Origin of the sequence: Novilysobacter viscosus (assembly GCF_046600715.1) — a bacterium.
Lineage (GTDB): Bacteria > Pseudomonadota > Gammaproteobacteria > Xanthomonadales > Xanthomonadaceae > Lysobacter_C > Lysobacter_C viscosus.
In genome coordinates this window covers 13,518-31,348 of record NZ_JBJMAV010000006.1, presented here as the reverse complement: position 1 = coordinate 31,348, position 17,831 = coordinate 13,518, and the positions used below count along the sequence as shown (strand labels likewise).

Genomic DNA, 17,831 nt, shown 5'->3' with positions numbered 1-17,831 from the left:
CCCTGTAGGAGCGGCTTCAGCCGCGATCGGCAACCGGTTGCAAGAGGTGCGCTAGAAAGGGCCGAGATGCCGGTCACCTGACTGGCGGTCGCGGGCATGGCCCGCTCCTACAGGTGTGTGCATCGCGAGATGCTCGGGCTTGGGAAAAAGTACTCTGGACAGGGCAGGCATGGACCGACCTCGCCGTCGGCGTCGCCGTTGCGGGAGTCGCACTGAAGGGCGGTATCGACATCCTGCACGACGCCCACCACGAGACGGACAAACACAAGGAGCACGCCGACAAGTGATGCCTGCTGCAGCGGCACCGTCGGTATCCGCGCCTGGAGGCGCGGCAGCGGCGGGCTGATGATGGCGCCGGCATCAACATCGCGACGTTCGTGATGATGTTGCGGGCGGTCATCCCGGCAGGTCCGCACGTCGCTTCGGACGCCCGGGCGAGCCGAGGCGCCAGGCACGTTGACAGCCGTTTAGAACGCGGTCACGGCGACGAATGCAGCCCGGGACGAGTCCGGCACGCTCTGGCAGCCCGCGAGCAGCAGCACAGCTGCGATCAGCACTGCCGGTCGCCGGGTGAGGCACAGGGTCGTCATCCCTGCGGGCTCTCCGCCACCTCCTGGCAATACTGCCGCAGGTGCTCGGGGAGGTCGGGCGGGCAGACGCCGCAAGCACGATTGCCGGGCACCGCGTGGTCGATGAATTTCGGATACGGCAGGTCGAGGTTCGCCATGAGCTCGACGAAATCCTCCAGCGTGCGATCGGCGCCGAGCCGTGGATTGCGCTGCTTCTCCTGCGCGATGCTGGACACCCGGCGGCCCTGGTAGTCATGCGCGGGATACACCAGCATTTCGCCCGGCAGGCCGAACAGTTTGCCGCGCACGCTTTCGAACAGCGCGTGCGAATCGCCGCTCTGGAAGTCGGTGCGGCCGCAGCCGTCGATCAGCAGGGCATCGCCGGTGAACACGCGGTCACCGGCGATGATCGCGAAGTGGTTGTCGGTATGGCCTGGCGTGTGCATCGGATCGAGCTGCAGCCCCCCGACGTGCAGCGGGACGCCGTCCTCGACCCCCACGTCCGCACACGGCAGCGAATCGAGCGCCGGATTCGCAATGCGGCTGCCGACTTCGCGCCTGAGCAGCGAGGCCGAGGTGATGTGATCGGCGTGGATGTGCGTGTCGAGCGTCATGACGAGCCGCAGGCCGAGGTCGTTGACCGCTTCGAGGTCGCGCTGCCAGGCGGGCATCACCGGGTCGACCAGCACGGCCTCGCCGGTTTCCGCGCAGCCCAGCAGGTAGGTGTAGGTAGAGGACACCGGCTCGAACAGTTGCCGAAAGATCATAGGCCGGGTCATGTTCATCGCGTGGCCTCCTCTCGCTGCACAAGTGCGACGACGGCCGGCTCCAGCGCCGCGAGTCCGGCGGCACGGCCGCGCTCGAGCGCGACATCGAGCGGGCGGCCGCGGTTGAGCGCTTCGTCCAGCGCCACCAGTGCTCCCGCGCGGTTGGAACTCGCGCAGTGGATCAGGACGCCGCCTTCGCCGCGTGCCTCGTCGAGCATGCGTCCGAAGCGCTGGACACGCTGGCGGTCGAGGTCGCCCGCGCCAGTGATCGGCAGAGACCTGTAGCGCATGCCGAGCCGTGCCGCTTCGGCCGATTCGTCGTAGTCCACTGTTTCACCGGGCGCGCGCAGGTCGGTCACCGTGCGCACGCCGTCGTGTGCGAGTTGCGCGAGCTCCTCAAGGGTGGGCTGTCCACCCGCGAAGGGTGGGCGTCATCGAAGGGAAGGGGCGAGGTCATGTGTCCTCCTGTTGGGGATGTCGGAACGTGGGCGGCGGCGTCACAGCCAGCCGAGTTCGAGTCCGGTGCGGTACAGCATGTAAAGCGCGACCACGACGATCAGGCTGGCGAGCACGAGGTTGAGCGCGCCCTTGCGGTCGGCTCCGGGCGGCAATCGACTCAGGGTCGGGGGTGCCGATCGCTCCGTAGATACTTGATCAGCGCGACGACGGCCAGCACCAGAAAAATGATGAGCAGCACGCCCAGCAACACGCAGCCGGCCATCATCCAGCCGCCCATCATGCCTTCACTCATCATCCCGGGACCGGGGCCCTGGCTGGCATGCGCAGCACCCGAGAGCAGGGCGAACCACGCCAGTAACAACGATGCATTCAACAGTTTCATGATCTTGTCTTCCTGTTGGGCAAGCACTCCGCTCGCTTTGATAGCTGACCGCGCCCACTGTGATCTCGAAGTGAGGTGTGAGCTGACACTTCAGTACAGCGCGGCGATCAGCGGACAGGACACGTCGCCTCTATGTGCGTGGCACTCCTTGACCAGCCTGGAAAGAGCCGACTCCATGCGCCTGAGGTCCTTCAGGCGGGCCCGGACATCGGTCAGGCGCAGCATGGCCAGTTCAGAGGCTTCACTGCAATGGGTGCCATCGGCCAGTTTCAGCAGCTGTGCGACTTCGTCCAGGGTGAACCCAAGCCGCTGCGCCGATTTTACGAACCTGACCCGCGCGACGTCCGCTGCGCCATAACGACGGATGCCGCCAGGCGGCTTTTCCGGTTCGATCAGCAGCCCTTTGCGCTGATAGAACCGGAGCGTTTCGACGGTGACTCCTGCTGCTTTCGCGAACGCGCCGATGGCCAGGTTTTCCGGACGTGACATGAGGCTTGACTCCGTACTTGACTACGGAGATATCGTAGCGCAACTGACCGATATCGGAAATAAAGGAACCCCTTGGACGAATCTCCCAAAGGTCGCAACGCGCTGGCCGCCGGCGGCATCGCGGCGATCCTTGCGTCCACCTGCTGCCTCGGGCCGCTGGTGCTGGTCACGCTCGGCTTCAGCGGGGCATGGATCGGCAATCTGTCGGCACTGGATCCGTACCGTCCGCTTTTCATCGGCGCGGCGCTGATCGCGCTGTGGTTCGCCTATCGCGGCATTTTCCGGCCGATGTCGGCCTGCCAACCGGGGAAAACCTGCTCCGTGCCCGCGGTCAGGAGGGCCTACAAAATCCTTTTCTGGATCGTGGGTGCTCTGGTGCTGGTCGCGCTGGCGTTTCCCTACGTGGTGCCGCTGTTCTACTGAAAGCCGTTCTATTGAAACAGGAGAGTCGCATGAAAAAGTTCGCCATCCTCATCGCCCTGGCAGCCGCTTTCAGCACGCCCGCCTGGGCCGCAACCCGGACCGTCACCCTGTCGGTGCCCGGCATGACCTGTGCCACCTGTCCGCTTACGGTGAAAGCGGCACTCGGCAAGGTGGAGGGTGTGCTCGAGGCCAAGGTCACCTGGGAGCCCAAGGAAGCGGTGGTGACGTACGACGACGCTAGGACCGACGTCGGCGCGTTGACCGAGGCGACCCGGAACGTCGGCTATCCCTCCACCGTCAAGCCTTGAGACGGCACATGGCCGAACCGACCGCACTACAAGGTGACGACATGACCTGCGCGTCATGCGTCGATCCTGTCGAAAACAGCCCGCTGCGCGTGGCGATCATCGGCAGTGGCGGTGCCGCAATGGCGGCGGCGCTGAAGGCCGTCGAACAAGGCGCGCAGGTCACCCTGGTCGAGCGCGGCATCCTCGGCGGGACCTGCGTCAACGTCGGCTGCGTGCCGTCCAAGATCATGATCCGCGCCGCCCACATTGCCCATCTGCGCCGCGTAAGTCCGTTCGATAGCGGCATTGAAGCATCGCTGCCGAAGATCCGGCGCGACCGGCTGCTGGCCCAACAGCAGGCGCGCGTGGATGAACTGCGGCGCGCCAAGTACGAAGGCATCCTGGACGGCAATCCGGCGATCACCGTGCTGCGGGGCGAAGCGAGTTTCCAGGACGATCATCGCCTGCTCGTGCGCCTGACCGATGGCGGCGAGCGTACGGTGGCGTTCGATCGCTGCCTGATCGCCACCGGTGCCAGTGCGGCGGTGCCGCCAATCTCCGGCTTGAGCGACACGCCGTACTGGACCTCCACCGAGGCCCTGGCGAGCGAGATCCTGCCGGCCCGGCTTGGGGTCATCGGCTCGTCGGTGGTGGCGGTAGAGCTGGCCCAGGCGTTCGCGCGGCTGGGCAGCCAGGTCACGATCCTGGCGCGCAACACTCTGCTCTCCCGGGACGATCCGGCCGTCGGCGAGGCGCTCGCCGATGCCTTCCGCGCAGAAGGGATCGAAGTGCTGGAACACACGTCGGTCCACCGCGTCCGTCATGCGGACGGGGAATTCACGCTGACCGCCGGGCATGGCGAGGTGCGCGCCGATCAATTGCTCGTGGCGACCGGACGCGCGCCCAATACACAAAACCTGGAACTGGACGCGGCGGGCGTGGTGGTCGATGCGCGGGGTGCCATCGCCATCGATCCAGGCATGCGGACCAGTGCGCCGCACATCTATGCCGCCGGCGATTGCACCGATCAGCCCCAGTTCGTCTACGTGGCCGCGGCCGCCGGCACCCGCGCGGCACTCAACATGACCGGCAGCGACGTCGTGCTCGACCTGGCCGCCATGCCGGCGGTCGTATTCACCGATCCGCAGGTCGCCACGGTGGGCTACAGCGAGGCGCAAGCGCAGCGCGACGGCATCCAGACCGACGCCCGCCTGCTCAACCTGGACAACGTCCCGCGTGCGATCGTGAACTTCGACGTGCGTGGCTTCATCAAGGTAGTGGCCGAGGCCGGCACTGGCCGCCTGCTCGGTGTCCAGGCCGTAGCACCTGAAGCTGGAGAATTGATCCAGACCGCCGCGATGGCATTGCGGGCGGGAATGACCGTGCACGACCTGGCCGATCAACTGTTCCCGTATCTGACGATGGTGGAGGGTCTGAAGCTCGCGGCACAGACATTCACCAGGGATGTCTCGCAGTTGTCGTGCTGCGCCGGCTGATGGCCAGCTCGGCCCGCACACGGTCACTGGCGCGTCTCGCACATAGGTCTCGGGAATAACAGCCGCCAGGGTCATCAGCAACGAGCCGCCAGCGTTATGGAGAGCTGCCATGTTGAAACAGTACGATCTCGTGGTGATCGGTACAGGGACCGCCGCCCTGGTTGCGGCCACGCGCGTACGCGCCGCGGGTTGGCGCGTTGCCGTCGTCGATTACCGCCCTTTCGGCGGCACCTGCGCCTTGCGGGGCTGCGATCCCAAGAAAATGCTGGTCGGTGGAGCGCGCGCCGCCGATCACGCACGTCGGATGCAGGGCAAAGGCGTGGCCGGAGACGTCAAGATCGATTGGTCCGAACTGATGGCGTTCAAACGTGGCTTCACCGATCCCGTCCCGGCCAAACATGAACAGAGATACCGCGAAAAGGGGATCGACACCTACCATGGTCGAGCCCGGTTTACGGGACCGAACACGATCGAAGTCGGTGACGAGTCGCTGGACGCCAAACACGTATTGATCGCGTCGGGCGCGGAGCCGATCGAGCTGGGTATTGCTGGCGAAGAGTGCCTGATCACCAGCGAAGAGTTTCTTGCCCTGCCGATGTTGCCGAAGCGGATCGCGCTCGTGGGCGGCGGCTATATCGCTGCCGAGTTCTCGCACATCGCGGCTCGCGCCGGTGCGCACGTGACCGTCTTTCAGCGCGGCCCACGCCTGTTGAACGGATTCGATTCCGACCTCGTCGGCTGGCTGATGGACTCGTTCGACACCATCGGTGTGGATGTGCGTCTGCAAACCACGGTCACTGCGATCGAAAAAACCGACAGCGGCTACCGCGTGCAATGCACCTCGCACGATCAGACCTGGGCGGTCGACGCCGATCTGGTCGTGCATGCGGCGGGCAGAGCGCCTGCACTCGAATCGCTTGACCTCGAAGCGGCCGGACTTGCGCACGAGCACGGTCGCCTCGCCCTCAACGAGTACCTGCAGAGCGTGTCCAATCCTGCGGTCTTTGCGGCGGGCGACGCAGCCCAGGCAGGGCCGCCGTTGACGCCTGTGTCGAGCCACGATGCGAAGGTGGTGGTCGCCAACCTCCTTCATGGAAACCATCGTCGGCCGGACTACCGCGGCGTCCCGAGCGTGGTTTTCACGATCCCGCCCATGGCGACCGTTGGCCTGACCGAAGCCAAGGCTCGCGAAAGAGGATTGAAGTTCACAGTGAAGTCGCAACGGACCTCGGACTGGTTCACTGCACGCCAGGCGGCAGAACCGGTCTACGGGTTTTCAGTACTGGTCGAGGAGGATAGCGGCCAGATTCTGGGCGCCCACCTCGTTGGTCCGCATGCGGACGAGGTTATCAACCTCTTCACGCTCGCGATCCGCCACGGGCTTACAGCAGCCGATCTGAAGAGCACGATGTTCGCGTACCCAACAGGTGCGTCCGACATTGGTGCCATGGTTTGAGAACGTGTCGCCACCGACGAGGCCGCTACTATCTATGAAGTGCATGCTCGCGGCGTCAGCCTTGGCTCGGCGCGTTGGGCTTGGGCCCAGTGTGTCGCACGCCTAGCCGTACCGGATGTTCAGCCTTCACGCCCCGCTACGGCGGCACGGAGTGTAGAATGCCGCGCATGACCCGCCGTGGCCGCCACCGCATGCGTATCGCCCTCGTGGTGATCCTGAGCCTGCTGTTTCAGCAGGTCGCGGTGGCTGCGTACGCCTGCACGCTAACCCGCATGCCGTCCGATCCGGTCGCCATGACCGAGGCTTGCGAGCAGATGGGCATCAAGCAAGTCGAGCAGTCTCCGGTGTTGTGCGCCAAACATTGCGCGCCGGACCTGTCGATTGCCGCCGATCACGCCGCCCCCCCGGGTGTGCCGGCACTGGCGCTGCCGCCGGTCGCGTTCGACCTCGTGCTGGAACAGCACGTATCGCATGTGATGGTCACGGAGGTACCGGTCGCCAGATCGGATCCTCCGGCGCGTCTGCGCTACTGCAGCTTGTTGATCTAGACCCCGAACGACGTCGTGAATCACGCCGGCGCAATGTGCGCCTCGCGTTGCTGACGCTTTCGTTCCGGAGGTTCCATGCTGTTCCATACCCAGACTGTCTGTGTTGCGCGCTCGCTTGCTCGCGCGACCAGGATGTGCCCGCTGATCTTGCTGTTGGCGGTCCCGCTTGCGGCCTTCGCCGCGCCACCTGTGCTTTCGCTGGAAGAGGCGACCCGCCTCGCGGTCGAGCGCGCCCCGTTGCTCGATGCGCGCCGATCTCAGATCGAGGCGGCGCAGCAGGAGTCGCGCCGCGCCGGCGCCCTGCCCGACCCGACCCTGGCCGTCGGCATCGACAATATGCCGGTCACCGGCACCGATGCGTTCGATGTCCAGGCCGACTTCATGACCATGAAGCGCATCGGCCTGCGCCAGGAGGTTCCAGCGCGTGCCAAGCGGGAGGCGCGCCGTTCGCTGGCGGCGCGCAATATCGACCAGGCCCAGGCCGATGCCCAGGCGGAGCATCTCCAGGTGCGCCGCGAGACTGCCGGCGCCTGGATCGATCTATGGGCCACACAGCGCGAACTGCACGAGCTGATGGCCCTGCGCGAGGAAACCGAGCTGGCCAGCCGGCTCGCCCGTGCACGTGTGTCCGGCGGGACCGAGCCGGTGGCCGACGCGCTGGCAGCCGAGGCGGCGTTGCTGGAGTTGGACAACCGCATCGAAGCGGCTCGCGCGTCCGAGACGGCGGCGCAGGTGGAACTGGCGCGCTGGCTCGGCGACGGCACGCTGCTGTTTACCGATGAGGCGCCCGACTTCACCGCTTTGCCTGTGTCGGAAGCCCAACTGTTGGCCGCGCTGGACCGGCTGGGACCGCTGCTGCCGACCACGGCGGAAATCGAGACCGCGGCCGCCGCGGTGGATCTTGCGCGCGCGGAGAAGCGTCCGGACTGGAGCGTCGCCGCCTCCTACGGCCAGCGCGGTGGCGATCGCAGCGACATGGTGATGCTGGAGTTCGGGATCGAGCTGCCGCTGTTCACCCGCAACCGGCAGGACCGCGGCGTTGCCGCCCGCCAGGCCGAATACCAGGCGACGCTGGCGATGCGGGAGGACCTGCGCCGCCAGCAGGCGGCCCGGATCCGCGCCGATGTTGCGCGATGGGAAGGCTTCAAGGCGCAAGTAGCGCGTGACCGGAATGCATTGCTGCCGCTGGCGCGGGATCGCACCGCGACCGCTCTGGCGGCCTACCGGGCTGGCGCTCCGGTGCGGCCGTGGCTGGATGCCCGGCGCGACGAGCTCGACATCCTGATCGACCACACACAACGCCTGCAGGGGCTTGGACGTGCCTGGGCGGCGCTTGCCTATCTGCTTCCGGAGGAGCCGCAGCGATGAACTTCAACAATCGCACTCTCATCATCGCGCTTTCACTTGCCATCCTGGCAGGCGGCATCGGCGTGGGCTACTGGTGGGCAAGCCAGTCATCCGCGCCGCCCGCTTCCGGCGCCGCCGCCGACGGCGTGGCCCCTGCCACCGAGCAGGAGGTCCTGTACTGGTATGACCCGATGGTGCCGGGCCAGCATTTCGACCAGCCGGGCCCGTCGCCGTTCATGGACATGGAACTGGTGCCCAAGTACGCCGATGAAGCGACCGCGAGCGGCATCAGCATCGCCCCGGGCACACGTCAGAACCTCGGCATCCGCACCGTGGAGGTAGAGCGCGGCAGTCTCGCCGGCACCGTCAGCGTGCCCGGCACGATCGGCTGGGACCTGCGGCAGGAGCACGTCGTCAGTGCGCGGGTCGATGCGGTGGTCGATCGCCTGTTCGTCAAGGCGCCGTACCAACCGGTCCGTGCCGGCGAGCCGCTGGCGACGATCCTGGCCCCGGCGTGGAGCAGCGCACTGGCCGAAGCCCGGGCGCTGGGCCAGGCCGATTCGGCCTCGGCGCAGGCGCTGCAATCGGCCGCGCGCGAACGGCTGCAGGTACTGGGACTACCGCCGGGTGCAACGACGCGCGATGGCCGCATCGTCCTGACCTCACCGGTCGACGGCGTGGTCAGCGAAATCGGCGTGCGCGAAGGCCAGGCGGCGCCAACCGGCATGCTGCTGTTCCGCGTCAACGGCACCGACACGGTGTGGCTGGAAGCGGCGATCCCGCAGGCTGCCGTTGGCGCCATCGTGCCCGGCACCCCGGTCGAGGCGCGCGTGAGCACCATGCCCGGACGCGTGTTCGAGGGGCGCGTGGAAACCCTGCTGCCGCAGATCGAAACCGGCAGCCGCACGCAGCAGGCGCGGATCGTGCTCGACAACCCCGATGGCGTGCTGGCACCGGGCATGTTCGCGCAGATCACGTTGCAGCCGGTCGATGGGGCGCAACAGCCGCTGGTGCCGTCGGATGCCGTGATCGGCGCGGGCAACGAGGCGCGCGTGATCCTGATGGACCAGGAGGGTCGCTTCCGGCCGGTGGCGGTGCAGACCGGGCGCAGCGGCGGCGGTTTCACCGAAATCCTGTCGGGCCTGGAGGGCGGTGAGCAGGTGGTGGCGTCGGGGCAGTTCCTGATCGACTCGGAGGCAAACCTGTCCGGCGCACTGGAGCGCCTGGGCACTGCCTCGGGCCAGGACGACGCGGCCAGCGACGCCGCACCTGACTCGAGCATGCCTGACTCGAGCACGCCCGGGCCCGGGATGCCGGACATGGATGGCATGCCCGGAATGGACGGTGCCGACGACGCGGATGATGCGGCCGAACCGGCGCCCGAAGCGGCTTCGTCGACCGACGTGCCCGCCGCCGCGGAGCCGACTCCATGATCGCCGCAATCATCCGCGCGTCGATCGCCAACCGCGTCATCGTACTGTTCGCTGCGCTGCTGCTGACGGTATGGGGAGTCCTGTCGGTCTTCCGTACCCCTCTGGACGCGTTGCCCGACCTGTCCGACACCCAGGTCATCATCCGGACCGAATGGCCCGGACAGACCCCGCGCATCGTCGAGGACCAGGTCACCTACCCGCTGACCACGACGATGCTGTCGGTGCCGGGCGTCAAGGACGTGCGTGGCTATTCGTTCTTCGGCGATTCGTACGTCTACGTGCTGTTCGACGACGACACCGACCTGTACTGGGCGCGCTCGCGCGTGCTGGAGTATCTGAGCCAGGCGCGTGACAGCCTGCCCGAGGGGATCACGCCGTCGCTCGGCCCCGACGCGACCGGGCTGGGCTGGGTGTACCAGTACGCGCTGGTCGATCGTACCGGCGCGCACGACCTGGGCGAGCTGCGCTCGCTGCAGGACTGGTTCCTGCGTTACGAGCTCAAGACCATTCCCGACGTGGCCGAGGTCGCCAGTATCGGCGGCATGGTGCAGGCCTGGCAGGTCGTGCCGGATCCGCAGGCGCTCGCCGCCCGCGGCATCGGCGTCGCGCAACTGGTCGAGGCGATCCGCGCCGCCAACGGCGCCACCGGCGGTTCGGTGATCGAGCTGGCCGAGGCCGAGCTGATGGTCCGCAGCGAAGGCTATCTGCAAACCCGCGAGGACTTCGAGAACGTGCCGGTCACCACCGGTGGCGTGCCGGTGCTGCTGGATGAAGTGGCACGGGTCGTACGCGGCCCGACCCTGCGCCGCGGCATCGCCGAACTCGACGGCGAGGGCGAGGTCGTCGGCGGCATCATCGTGCTGCGCTCGGGCAAGAACGCGCTGGACGCGATCGATGCGGTCAAGGCCAAGCTCGCCCAGTTGCAGGACAGCCTGCCGCCGGGGGTCGAGGTGGTGCCGGTGTACGACCGCTCCGGGCTGATCCTGGATGCCGTGAACAACCTCGCGGGCAAGCTGGCCCAGGAGTTCCTCATCGTCGCGCTGGTCTGCGTGTTGTTCCTGTGGCACGTGCGCTCGGCGCTGGTCGCGGTGATCAGCCTGCCGCTGGGCGTGCTCGCCGCGTTCATCGTGATGCGCTACCAGGGCATCAGCGCGAACCTGCTGTCGCTGGGCGGCATCGCCATCGCGATCGGCGCGATGGTCGATGCGGCGGTGGTGATGATCGAGAACGCACACAAACATCTGGAAGAGTTTCGCGAACGCAACGCACGCGATCCCAAGGGCCTGGAACGATGGCAACTGATGGGGGAGTCGGCCAGCGAAGTCGGGCCGGCGCTGTTCGTCAGCCTGCTGGTGATCACCCTGTCATTCGTCCCGGTGTTCTCGCTGCAGGCGCAGGAGGGCCGGCTGTTCTCGCCATTGGCATTCACCAAGACCTATTCGATGGCGGCCGCGGCCATGCTGTCGATCACGCTGGTCCCGGTGCTGATGGGTTACCTGATCCGCGGGCGCATCCGTCCGGAGCGCGACAACCCGGTCAATCGCGGGCTGATCAAGGCCTACCGTCCGGTCCTGGAAGCCGTGCTGCGGCGTCCGCGCATGACCCTGGCGCTGACCGGCACGGTGCTGCTTCTCAGCCTGCTGCCGCTGTTGAAACTGGGCAGCGAGTTCATGCCGCCGCTCAACGAGGGCACCTTGCTGTACATGCCGACCGCGCTGCCCGGGCTGTCGGCCGGCAAGGCCGCGCAACTGCTGCAGCAGACCGACCGCATGCTCAAGACCGTGCCCGAGGTCGCGCACGTGTTCGGCAAGGCCGGGCGCGCCGATACCGCGACCGATCCGGCGCCGCTGGTGATGTTCGAGACCACGATCACGTTCAAGCCGCAAAGTGAATGGCGCCCCGGCATGACCATGGAGAAGCTGCAGCAGGAGCTGGACGCGGCGGTGCAAGTGCCGGGCCTGACCAACCTGTTCGTGCCGCCGATCCGCAACCGCATCGACATGCTCGCCACCGGTATCAAGAGCCCGATCGGCATCAAGATCTTCGGCCCGGATACCGAGGTGCTGGCGAGCCTCGGCGACAGGATCGAACAGGTCGCGCGAACGGTGCCCGGCGTGAGCTCCGCGGTGGCCGAGCGCATCGCCGGCGGTCGCTATCTCGATGTCGAGGTCAGACCGCAGGCGGCAGCGCGCTACGGGTTCACTCAGGCCGATGTGCAGCGGCTGGTCGCCACCGTCGTCGGAGGCCAGCCGATCGACCAGACCATCCAGGGCCGCGAACGCTATCCGGTGCTGGTGCGCTACCCACGCGCACTCCGCGACTCGCCCTCGGAGCTGGCGCAGCTGCCGCTGGTTGCACCTGGCGGCGTGCAGCTGACTTTGGGGCAAGTGGCAGAGGTGTCGTATACGACCGGCCCGCCGATGCTGAAGAGCGACAACGCCCGGCTGGCCAGCTATGTCTACGTCGATGTCGCCGATCGCGATCTCGGCTCGGTGGTCGAGGACCTGCAGCAGGCCATCGCCGCGGAGGTGCCGTTGCCGGCCGGCTATTCGCTGGGTTGGTCGGGCCAGTACGAATACCTGCAGCGCGCGAGCGAGCGCCTGCGGGTGGTGATCCCGGCGACGCTGCTGATCATCTTCGGCCTGATATGGCTGGTGTTCCGGCGCGCGTCGGAGGCAGGGATCATCATGCTCAGCCTGCCGTTCGCACTGATCGGCGGCTTGTGGCTGATCTGGCTGCTGGGCCATGCGATTTCGGTCGCTACCCTGATCGGGTTCATCGCGCTCGCGGGCGTGGCCGCCGAGTTCGGCATCATCATGCTGCTGTACCTGCGCCAGGCCTGGGAGCGCCAGCTGGCGGCCAACCCGCAGGCCGGCGAGGCCGAACTTGACGCCGCCATCCGCGAAGGTGCGGTACAACGCGTCCGGCCCAAGGCGATGACCGTGGCGGTGATCCTGGCCGGTCTGCTGCCGATCCTGATCGGCGGCGGCGCCGGCTCGGAGGTCATGCAACGCATCGCCGCGCCAATGGTCGGCGGCATGCTCAGCGCGCCGCTGTTGTCGATGTTGGCAATCCCGGCGGCCTATCGCTGGCTGCGCCGACGCGAACTGGTTCGCAACCGCTCCAACGCCGGCTCCATCAGCCGGACTCCACCGATCCCGACTCCATAGATCCCGCTCCACAAACCCCAGGAGAACCACATGAAGACCCTGACCACGTACACGATGACCGCGCTGCTTGCACTCGGGCTGCTCGCCGGCTGCTCACCAGAGGCCGACGAGCAGAACCTGGCAGCGCCTGATGCAGCGGCACCGGCCGCGCCGGCGCCCGGCGCCGATGGCATGCAGGGCATGCAGCGCGACAACGCCGGCACGACCAGTGCATCGACCACCGGCACCGTGCAGGCCGTCGATGCCTCCGCCGGCACCATCACCATCGACCATGGCCCCGTCGACGCACTGCAATGGCCTGCGATGACGATGACGTTCCAGGCGCCCGGGATCGATCTGGGCTCGATCGAGCCGGGCGACGAGGTGTCGTTCGAGTTCACCTCGACCGGCATGGACGGCACGATCACCTCGATCTCAAGCCAGTAGGTACGCGCGCAGGCGTGCAGGCCTGGCGAGCGGGTGATGAACTGCCTGGCTCCGGCGCGGTAGACCTGCGAAGAGGTCCTGCCGCGCCGCGTCCTCCGCAGAAGGGAAGTGCGCCTGCCCGTTCCGGTCTCCGACCATCGGAAACAACGAAGCCCGCCAGTGGCGGGCTTCGTTGCAGAAACGAGATGGCGTCCCCAAGGGGATTCGAACCCCTGTCGCCGCCGTGAAAGGGCAGTGTCCTAGGCCTCTAGACGATGGGGACGCGGAAAACTCAGCCCTTTTGCGACTGCCTTTCACGCAGTCGGGCCTGACACGTTCCAGCGAGATGGTGGAGCCAGGCGGGATCGAACCGCCGACCTCTACAATGCCATTGTAGCGCTCTCCCAGCTGAGCTATGGCCCCACGTGCTGGAAAGTCGACAAGCTTAAGCAGCGATTTCCGGATCGTCAAGCGCTCTTTTTGTTTCGCGCGGAATTTCCCCCGCGAACCCCAACGTGCCGACGCCGTGCCCGCGCTCGGCCAGGTATTCGAGCCATTTGCCCAGGAACGTGTTCATTCGCAGGCGGTGGCCGAACAGCCGTGCGGGCGGCGGATACATGCCGATGACGTCCTGCCAGCGGCGGCCGATGTAGCAGTGCGTGGCTTCCACCTGGCGCGCATCGTTGTACAACCGCAGGTAGGCCGACGGGTCGGGCTCGCCGGTCTGCGGATCGGTCATCGCGTAGCTCAGCCGGAGCTCGGTCGTGTAGCGATGTTGCTCGATGACATCGAGATGCAGGTCTAGCTGGTCATCGACCTGCGACAGATATCGTCCCGGAGCCAGCTTCGCTGGTGCGAACAGACGCTCGATGCGCGCGTGGTTCTCGGCATACAGGCCCATCAACCAGCCGAGGCGGGACAGGCGCGGAATGCGGGCGGTGCGGGTGGCAAGCGAATTCATGGCCCGATGCTACACGCGCCGGCGGCGGCGCGGCAGCATTGACGAACGTCCTGCGACGCGCATAACTTTATGGTTCAGCGTTGGTCGAGATCAACGCTTCCGTAGGAGCGCCCCATGGGCGTGATGTTCTTCGATCAGACGATGCGAAAGCATCGCGCCCATGGGGCGCTCCTACAACACAGCGCGCATGGCGAGCCGGCTTCAGAACATCTCGCGCTGGATGCCCAATGAGGTCAGCACCTTGCTGGAGATTTCCTCGATCGAGGTGTGCGTGGTGCTCAGCGTCGGAATGCGTTCGGCGCGGAACATCATTTCCGCCGCCGCGACCTCGCGCTTGCAGGTCTCCAGCTTGGCATAGCGCGAATCCGGACGGCGCTCCTGCCGGATCTGCTGCAGGCGCACCGGGTCGATGGTCAGCCCGAACAGCTTGTTGCGAAACGGCCGCAGGCGCGGCGGCAGCCGGTCGTGCTCGAGGTCTTCCTCGGTCAGCGGATAGTTGGCCGCGCGCACGCCGTAGTGCAGCGCCAGGTAGACGCAGGTCGGGGTCTTGCCGGCGCGCGACACCGCCACCAGGATCAGGTCGGCGTCGCTGTAGTCGATGCTGGCGCCGTCGTCGTGGCTGAGCGCGTAGTTCATCGCATTGATGCGGCGATGGTATGTGTCGAAATCGATCAGCCCATGGGCCCGGCCGACGGTGTGCTGGCGGCTCTCGCCGAACTCCTGCTCCAGCGGCTCGATGAAAGGCGCGAACACGTCCAGCATCAGCGCGCCGCTCTCGGCCAGCGCCGCGCTGACGTTGCCATCCATGCACGAGTTGATGACCACCGGCCGCACGCCGTGCAGTTCGGCCGCGGCGCGGATGCGCACGGCGGCTTCACCGGCACGTTCGATGGAGTCCACGAACGCGATGCGGTCGCTGACGAAACGCGTAGTGGTGAACTGGGTCAACAGGCTGTGGCCGATCGTCTCGGCGGTGATGCCGGTACCGTCGGAAATGTAGAAAACCGGACGCAAGCCCGTCATCGAATCACCTCGCAATATGTACCTGCGGATTACTCCGCAGGCCTGCCTCCAGATAGGAAAAAGCCCGCCGGATCAAGCTTGTAAGCACCCGACGCAACAGCGATCATAGCCGCTTGGCCGCGCCCGCAAACGCCGTGTCCACCGCAGCCGGCATATTCTCGCGCCACATCGCTCCCTGCCCTCGCCCCCCGATATTGCTGCCCCCACGGAGATCGCCCGCCTTGAACGAGAACATCCTCTGGCTGCACGCGCTGCGCCTCAACGACCTGGCCCGCGTCGGCGGCAAGAACTCCTCGCTCGGCGAGATGATCGGCAACCTCGCGAAACTCGGCGTATCGGTACCGGGCGGCTTCGCCACCACGGCCGAGGCATTCAAGGACTTCATCGCCCACAACGATCTGCATCAGCGGATCTTCGATCGCCTGGCTCCGCTGGATGTCGAGGATGTCGGGGCATTGGCTGCGGCCGGCACCGAGATCCGCAATTGGGTGATCGCCGCGCCATTGCAGCCGCAACTCGACCAGGACATCCGCACCGCCTATCGCCAGCTGTGCCAGGACAACGCCAGCGCCGGCTCCAACGGCAACGACGTCGCGGTGGCGGTACGCTCTTCGGCCACCGCCGAGGATCTGCCGGATGCGTCGTTTGCCGGGCAGCAGGAAACCTTCCTCAATGTCACCGGCGAGGACGACGTGGTGGTCAAGGTCAAGGAAGTCTTCGCCAGCCTCTACAACGACCGCGCGATCGCCTACCGCGTGCACCACGGCTTCAAGCACGAGGACGTGTTCCTGTCGGCCGGCGTGCAGTTGATGGTCCGGTCCGACGTCGGTGCCTCCGGCGTGCTGTTCACGCTCGATACCGAGTCCGGCTTCCGCGACGTGGTGTTTGTGACCTCCAGCTACGGGCTCGGCGAAATGGTCGTGCAGGGCGCGGTCAATCCCGACGAGTTCTACGTCTACAAGCCCACCCTGCAGCAGGGCAAGCCGGCGATCCTGCGGCGCACGATCGGCGCCAAGCAGCTGCGCATGGTCTACTCCGACCAGCCCGGCGAGCGCGTGCGCACCGAGGAGACCCCGGCCGAGCTGCGCAACACCTTCTCGCTGAGCGATGAGGACGTGCACGAGCTGTCGCGGCAGGCGCTGGTGATCGAGCAGCACTACGGCCGCCCGATGGACATCGAGTGGGCGCGGGACGGCGTCAGCGGAAAGCTCTTCATCGTGCAGGCGCGCCCGGAGACGGTGAAGTCGCGCGGCAAGGCCACCCAGATCGAGCGCTTCCAGCTCGGCGAGCGCGGCCCGGTGATCTGCGAGGGCCGCGCGATCGGCCAGAGGATCGGCAGCGGCGTCGCGCGCGTGGTGCGCAACCTCAATGACATGAGTCGCGTGCAGCCCGGCGACGTACTGGTCGCCGACATGACCGACCCCGACTGGGAGCCGGTGATGAAGCGTTCGGCGGCGATCGTGACCAACCGCGGTGGCCGCACCTGCCACGCCGCGATCATCGCGCGCGAGCTGGGCGTGCCGGCGGTGGTCGGCACCGGCAACGGGCTGGACACGATCCGCGACGGCCAGACGGTCACCATCAGCTGCTGCGAGGGCGACACCGGCTTCATCTACGACGGTGCCCTGCCCTTCGAGCGCCATACCGCCGACCTGCAGAAGATGCCGCCGGCGCCGCTCAAGGTGATGATGAACGTCGCCAACCCGGAGCGCGCGTTCGATTTTGCGATGCTGCCCAACGCCGGCGTCGGACTGGCGCGGCTGGAGATGATCATCGCCAGCCACATCGGCATCCACCCCAAGGCGCTGCTGGAGTATGCGCAACAGGATGCAGCGACCAAGCAGAAGATCGACGCGCGCATTGCCGGTTACGGTGATGACCCGGTCGACTTTTACGTCGACCGGCTGGCCGAGGGCATTGCCACGATCACCGCTGCGTTCGCACCCAACCCGGTGATCGTGCGGCTGTCGGACTTCAAGTCGAACGAATACGCCAACCTGATCGGCGGCGCGCGCTACGAGCCGCACGAGGAGAACCCGATGATCGGGTTTCGCGGTGCCAGCCGCTACGTCGATCCCAGCTTCACCGACGCGTTCGCGCTGGAGTGCCGCGCGGTCCTGAAGGTGCGCGAGCAGATGGGCCTGACCAATTGCTGGGTCATGATCCCGTTCGTGCGCACCCTGGAGGAAGGCCGCAAGGTGGTCGAGGTGCTGCGTGCCAACGGGCTGGAACAGGGCAAGGACGATCTCAAGATCATCATGATGTGCGAATTACCGTCCAATGCCCTGCTCGCCGACGAGTTCCTCGATATCTTCGACGGCTTCTCGATCGGCTCCAACGACCTGACCCAGCTGACCCTCGGGCTGGACCGCGATTCGGCACTGGTGTCCAGCCTGTTCGACGAGCGCGACCCCGCGGTCAAGAAGCTGCTGTCGATGGCGATCTCGACCGCCCGCGCCAAGGGTAAGTACGTCGGCATCTGCGGCCAGGGACCCAGCGATCACCCTGACCTGGCCGAATGGCTGATGGACCAGGGCATCGACTCGGTGTCGCTGAACCCCGACACGGTGGTTGATACCTGGTTGCGGCTTGCGAAGGCGAAGGCTGGCTAATCGA

Annotated in this window: 14 protein-coding genes, 2 tRNA genes and 2 pseudogenes; 9 read left to right on the top strand and 9 right to left on the bottom strand. The window is 66.7% G+C overall.

The genetic code is table 11. The features are described 5' to 3' along the window. Positions 1 to 467: 467 nt before the first annotated feature. The 5 genes and pseudogenes from ACJQWL_RS10350 to merR all read right to left on the bottom strand — a co-directional run bounded on the left by ACJQWL_RS10350 (position 468) and on the right by merR (position 2,666). Entirely contained in the window at positions 468 to 590 is a 123-nt protein-coding gene (locus ACJQWL_RS10350; RefSeq protein ID WP_330970158.1) for a hypothetical protein, read from the bottom strand. Continuing rightward, positions 587 to 1,354, bottom strand: coding sequence for an MBL fold metallo-hydrolase (locus tag ACJQWL_RS10345; protein ID WP_332702337.1), 768 nt, complete (start codon positions 1,352 to 1,354; stop codon positions 587 to 589). Before ACJQWL_RS10345 ends, ACJQWL_RS10350 begins: the two co-directional genes overlap by 4 nt. Further along, a pseudogene (locus ACJQWL_RS10340) lies at positions 1,351 to 1,743 on the bottom strand (protein tyrosine phosphatase family protein); the annotation flags it as partial. The gene ACJQWL_RS10345 and the pseudogene ACJQWL_RS10340, both read right to left, overlap by 4 nt. A 209-nt stretch (positions 1,744 to 1,952) precedes the next feature. Continuing rightward, positions 1,953 to 2,177, bottom strand: coding sequence for a hypothetical protein (locus ACJQWL_RS10335; RefSeq protein WP_332702339.1), 225 nt, complete (start codon positions 2,175 to 2,177; stop codon positions 1,953 to 1,955). Between the two features lie 90 nt (positions 2,178 to 2,267). Beyond that, entirely contained in the window at positions 2,268 to 2,666 is a 399-nt protein-coding gene (gene merR, locus ACJQWL_RS10330; RefSeq protein ID WP_332702341.1) for a mercury resistance transcriptional regulator MerR, read from the bottom strand. Positions 2,667 to 2,738: 72 nt separating this feature from the next. On the opposite strand from merR, the gene merT reads away from it, so the two are divergent. The 8 genes and pseudogenes from merT to ACJQWL_RS10285 all read left to right on the top strand — a co-directional run bounded on the left by merT (position 2,739) and on the right by ACJQWL_RS10285 (position 13,252). Next, positions 2,739 to 3,089, top strand: a complete 351-nt coding sequence (gene merT, locus ACJQWL_RS10325; RefSeq protein ID WP_332702343.1) for a mercuric ion transporter MerT — start codon at positions 2,739 to 2,741, stop codon at positions 3,087 to 3,089. Positions 3,090 to 3,118: 29 nt separating this feature from the next. After that, positions 3,119 to 4,872 (top strand): annotated as a pseudogene (gene merA, locus ACJQWL_RS10315) (mercury(II) reductase). Between the two features lie 109 nt (positions 4,873 to 4,981). After that, positions 4,982 to 6,328 carry a dihydrolipoyl dehydrogenase family protein gene (locus ACJQWL_RS10310; RefSeq protein WP_332702346.1) on the top strand — a complete coding sequence of 449 codons (1,347 nt, stop codon included), beginning with the start codon at positions 4,982 to 4,984 and terminating at the stop codon, positions 6,326 to 6,328. A gap of 158 nt (positions 6,329 to 6,486) precedes the next feature. Beyond that, positions 6,487 to 6,876 (top strand): hypothetical protein, encoded by a 390-nt coding sequence (locus ACJQWL_RS10305; RefSeq protein ID WP_330970345.1) that lies wholly within the window; start codon positions 6,487 to 6,489, stop codon positions 6,874 to 6,876. A gap of 132 nt (positions 6,877 to 7,008) precedes the next feature. Further along, the gene (locus ACJQWL_RS10300; RefSeq protein ID WP_411300882.1) at positions 7,009 to 8,244 is read left to right on the top strand and encodes a TolC family protein; all 1,236 of its coding nucleotides are present in this window, start codon (positions 7,009 to 7,011) and stop codon (positions 8,242 to 8,244) included. Continuing rightward, the gene (locus ACJQWL_RS10295; RefSeq protein ID WP_332702349.1) at positions 8,241 to 9,656 is read left to right on the top strand and encodes an efflux RND transporter periplasmic adaptor subunit; all 1,416 of its coding nucleotides are present in this window, start codon (positions 8,241 to 8,243) and stop codon (positions 9,654 to 9,656) included. Before ACJQWL_RS10300 ends, ACJQWL_RS10295 begins: the two co-directional genes overlap by 4 nt. After that, a complete protein-coding gene (locus tag ACJQWL_RS10290; protein ID WP_332702350.1) occupies positions 9,653 to 12,826 on the top strand; it encodes an efflux RND transporter permease subunit in 3,174 nt (1,057 codons plus the stop codon). The genes ACJQWL_RS10295 and ACJQWL_RS10290 overlap by 4 nt, the downstream gene beginning before the upstream one ends. Positions 12,827 to 12,856: 30 nt before the next feature. Continuing rightward, positions 12,857 to 13,252: a copper-binding protein gene (locus tag ACJQWL_RS10285; RefSeq protein WP_332702351.1), complete on the top strand. Its 396-nt coding sequence runs from the start codon at positions 12,857 to 12,859 to the stop codon at positions 13,250 to 13,252. A gap of 186 nt (positions 13,253 to 13,438) precedes the next feature. Here ACJQWL_RS10285 and ACJQWL_RS10280 read toward each other — a convergent pair. From ACJQWL_RS10280 to ppsR, 4 genes are all read right to left on the bottom strand, one after another. Next, positions 13,439 to 13,514, bottom strand: a tRNA-Glu gene (locus ACJQWL_RS10280). Positions 13,515 to 13,578: 64 nt separating this feature from the next. Beyond that, positions 13,579 to 13,654, bottom strand: a tRNA-Ala gene (locus tag ACJQWL_RS10275). A 22-nt stretch (positions 13,655 to 13,676) separates the two neighbouring features. After that, positions 13,677 to 14,192, bottom strand: coding sequence for a DUF1249 domain-containing protein (locus ACJQWL_RS10270; protein ID WP_332702352.1), 516 nt, complete (start codon positions 14,190 to 14,192; stop codon positions 13,677 to 13,679). A gap of 201 nt (positions 14,193 to 14,393) precedes the next feature. Further along, the gene (gene ppsR, locus ACJQWL_RS10265; protein WP_332702353.1) at positions 14,394 to 15,215 is read right to left on the bottom strand and encodes a posphoenolpyruvate synthetase regulatory kinase/phosphorylase PpsR; all 822 of its coding nucleotides are present in this window, start codon (positions 15,213 to 15,215) and stop codon (positions 14,394 to 14,396) included. A gap of 221 nt (positions 15,216 to 15,436) precedes the next feature. Here ppsR and ppsA point away from each other — a divergent pair, with 221 nt between their 5' ends. After that, positions 15,437 to 17,827, top strand: a complete 2,391-nt coding sequence (gene ppsA, locus ACJQWL_RS10260) for a phosphoenolpyruvate synthase (RefSeq protein ID WP_332702354.1) — start codon at positions 15,437 to 15,439, stop codon at positions 17,825 to 17,827. Positions 17,828 to 17,831: the final 4 nt, after the last annotated feature.

Bases quoted from the DNA above. Each gene is read 5' to 3' on its own strand.
- ACJQWL_RS10335 (WP_332702339.1), bottom strand. From the start codon at position 2,177: ATGAAACTGTTGAATGCATCGTTGTTACTGGCGTGGTTCGCCCTGCTC.
- ACJQWL_RS10290 (WP_332702350.1), top strand. From the start codon at position 9,653: ATGATCGCCGCAATCATCCGCGCGTCGATCGCCAACCGCGTCATCGTA.
- ACJQWL_RS10345 (WP_332702337.1), bottom strand. From the start codon at position 1,354: ATGAACATGACCCGGCCTATGATCTTTCGGCAACTGTTCGAGCCGGTG.
- ACJQWL_RS10310 (WP_332702346.1), top strand. From the start codon at position 4,982: ATGTTGAAACAGTACGATCTCGTGGTGATCGGTACAGGGACCGCCGCC.
- ACJQWL_RS10270 (WP_332702352.1), bottom strand. From the start codon at position 14,192: ATGAATTCGCTTGCCACCCGCACCGCCCGCATTCCGCGCCTGTCCCGC.
- ACJQWL_RS10350 (WP_330970158.1), bottom strand. From the start codon at position 590: ATGACGACCCTGTGCCTCACCCGGCGACCGGCAGTGCTGATCGCAGCT.
- ACJQWL_RS10300 (WP_411300882.1), top strand. From the start codon at position 7,009: ATGTGCCCGCTGATCTTGCTGTTGGCGGTCCCGCTTGCGGCCTTCGCC.
- ACJQWL_RS10295 (WP_332702349.1), top strand. From the start codon at position 8,241: ATGAACTTCAACAATCGCACTCTCATCATCGCGCTTTCACTTGCCATC.
- ppsR (WP_332702353.1), bottom strand. From the start codon at position 15,215: ATGACGGGCTTGCGTCCGGTTTTCTACATTTCCGACGGTACCGGCATC.
- ACJQWL_RS10285 (WP_332702351.1), top strand. From the start codon at position 12,857: ATGAAGACCCTGACCACGTACACGATGACCGCGCTGCTTGCACTCGGG.
- ACJQWL_RS10305 (WP_330970345.1), top strand. From the start codon at position 6,487: ATGCCGCGCATGACCCGCCGTGGCCGCCACCGCATGCGTATCGCCCTC.
- merR (WP_332702341.1), bottom strand. From the start codon at position 2,666: ATGTCACGTCCGGAAAACCTGGCCATCGGCGCGTTCGCGAAAGCAGCA.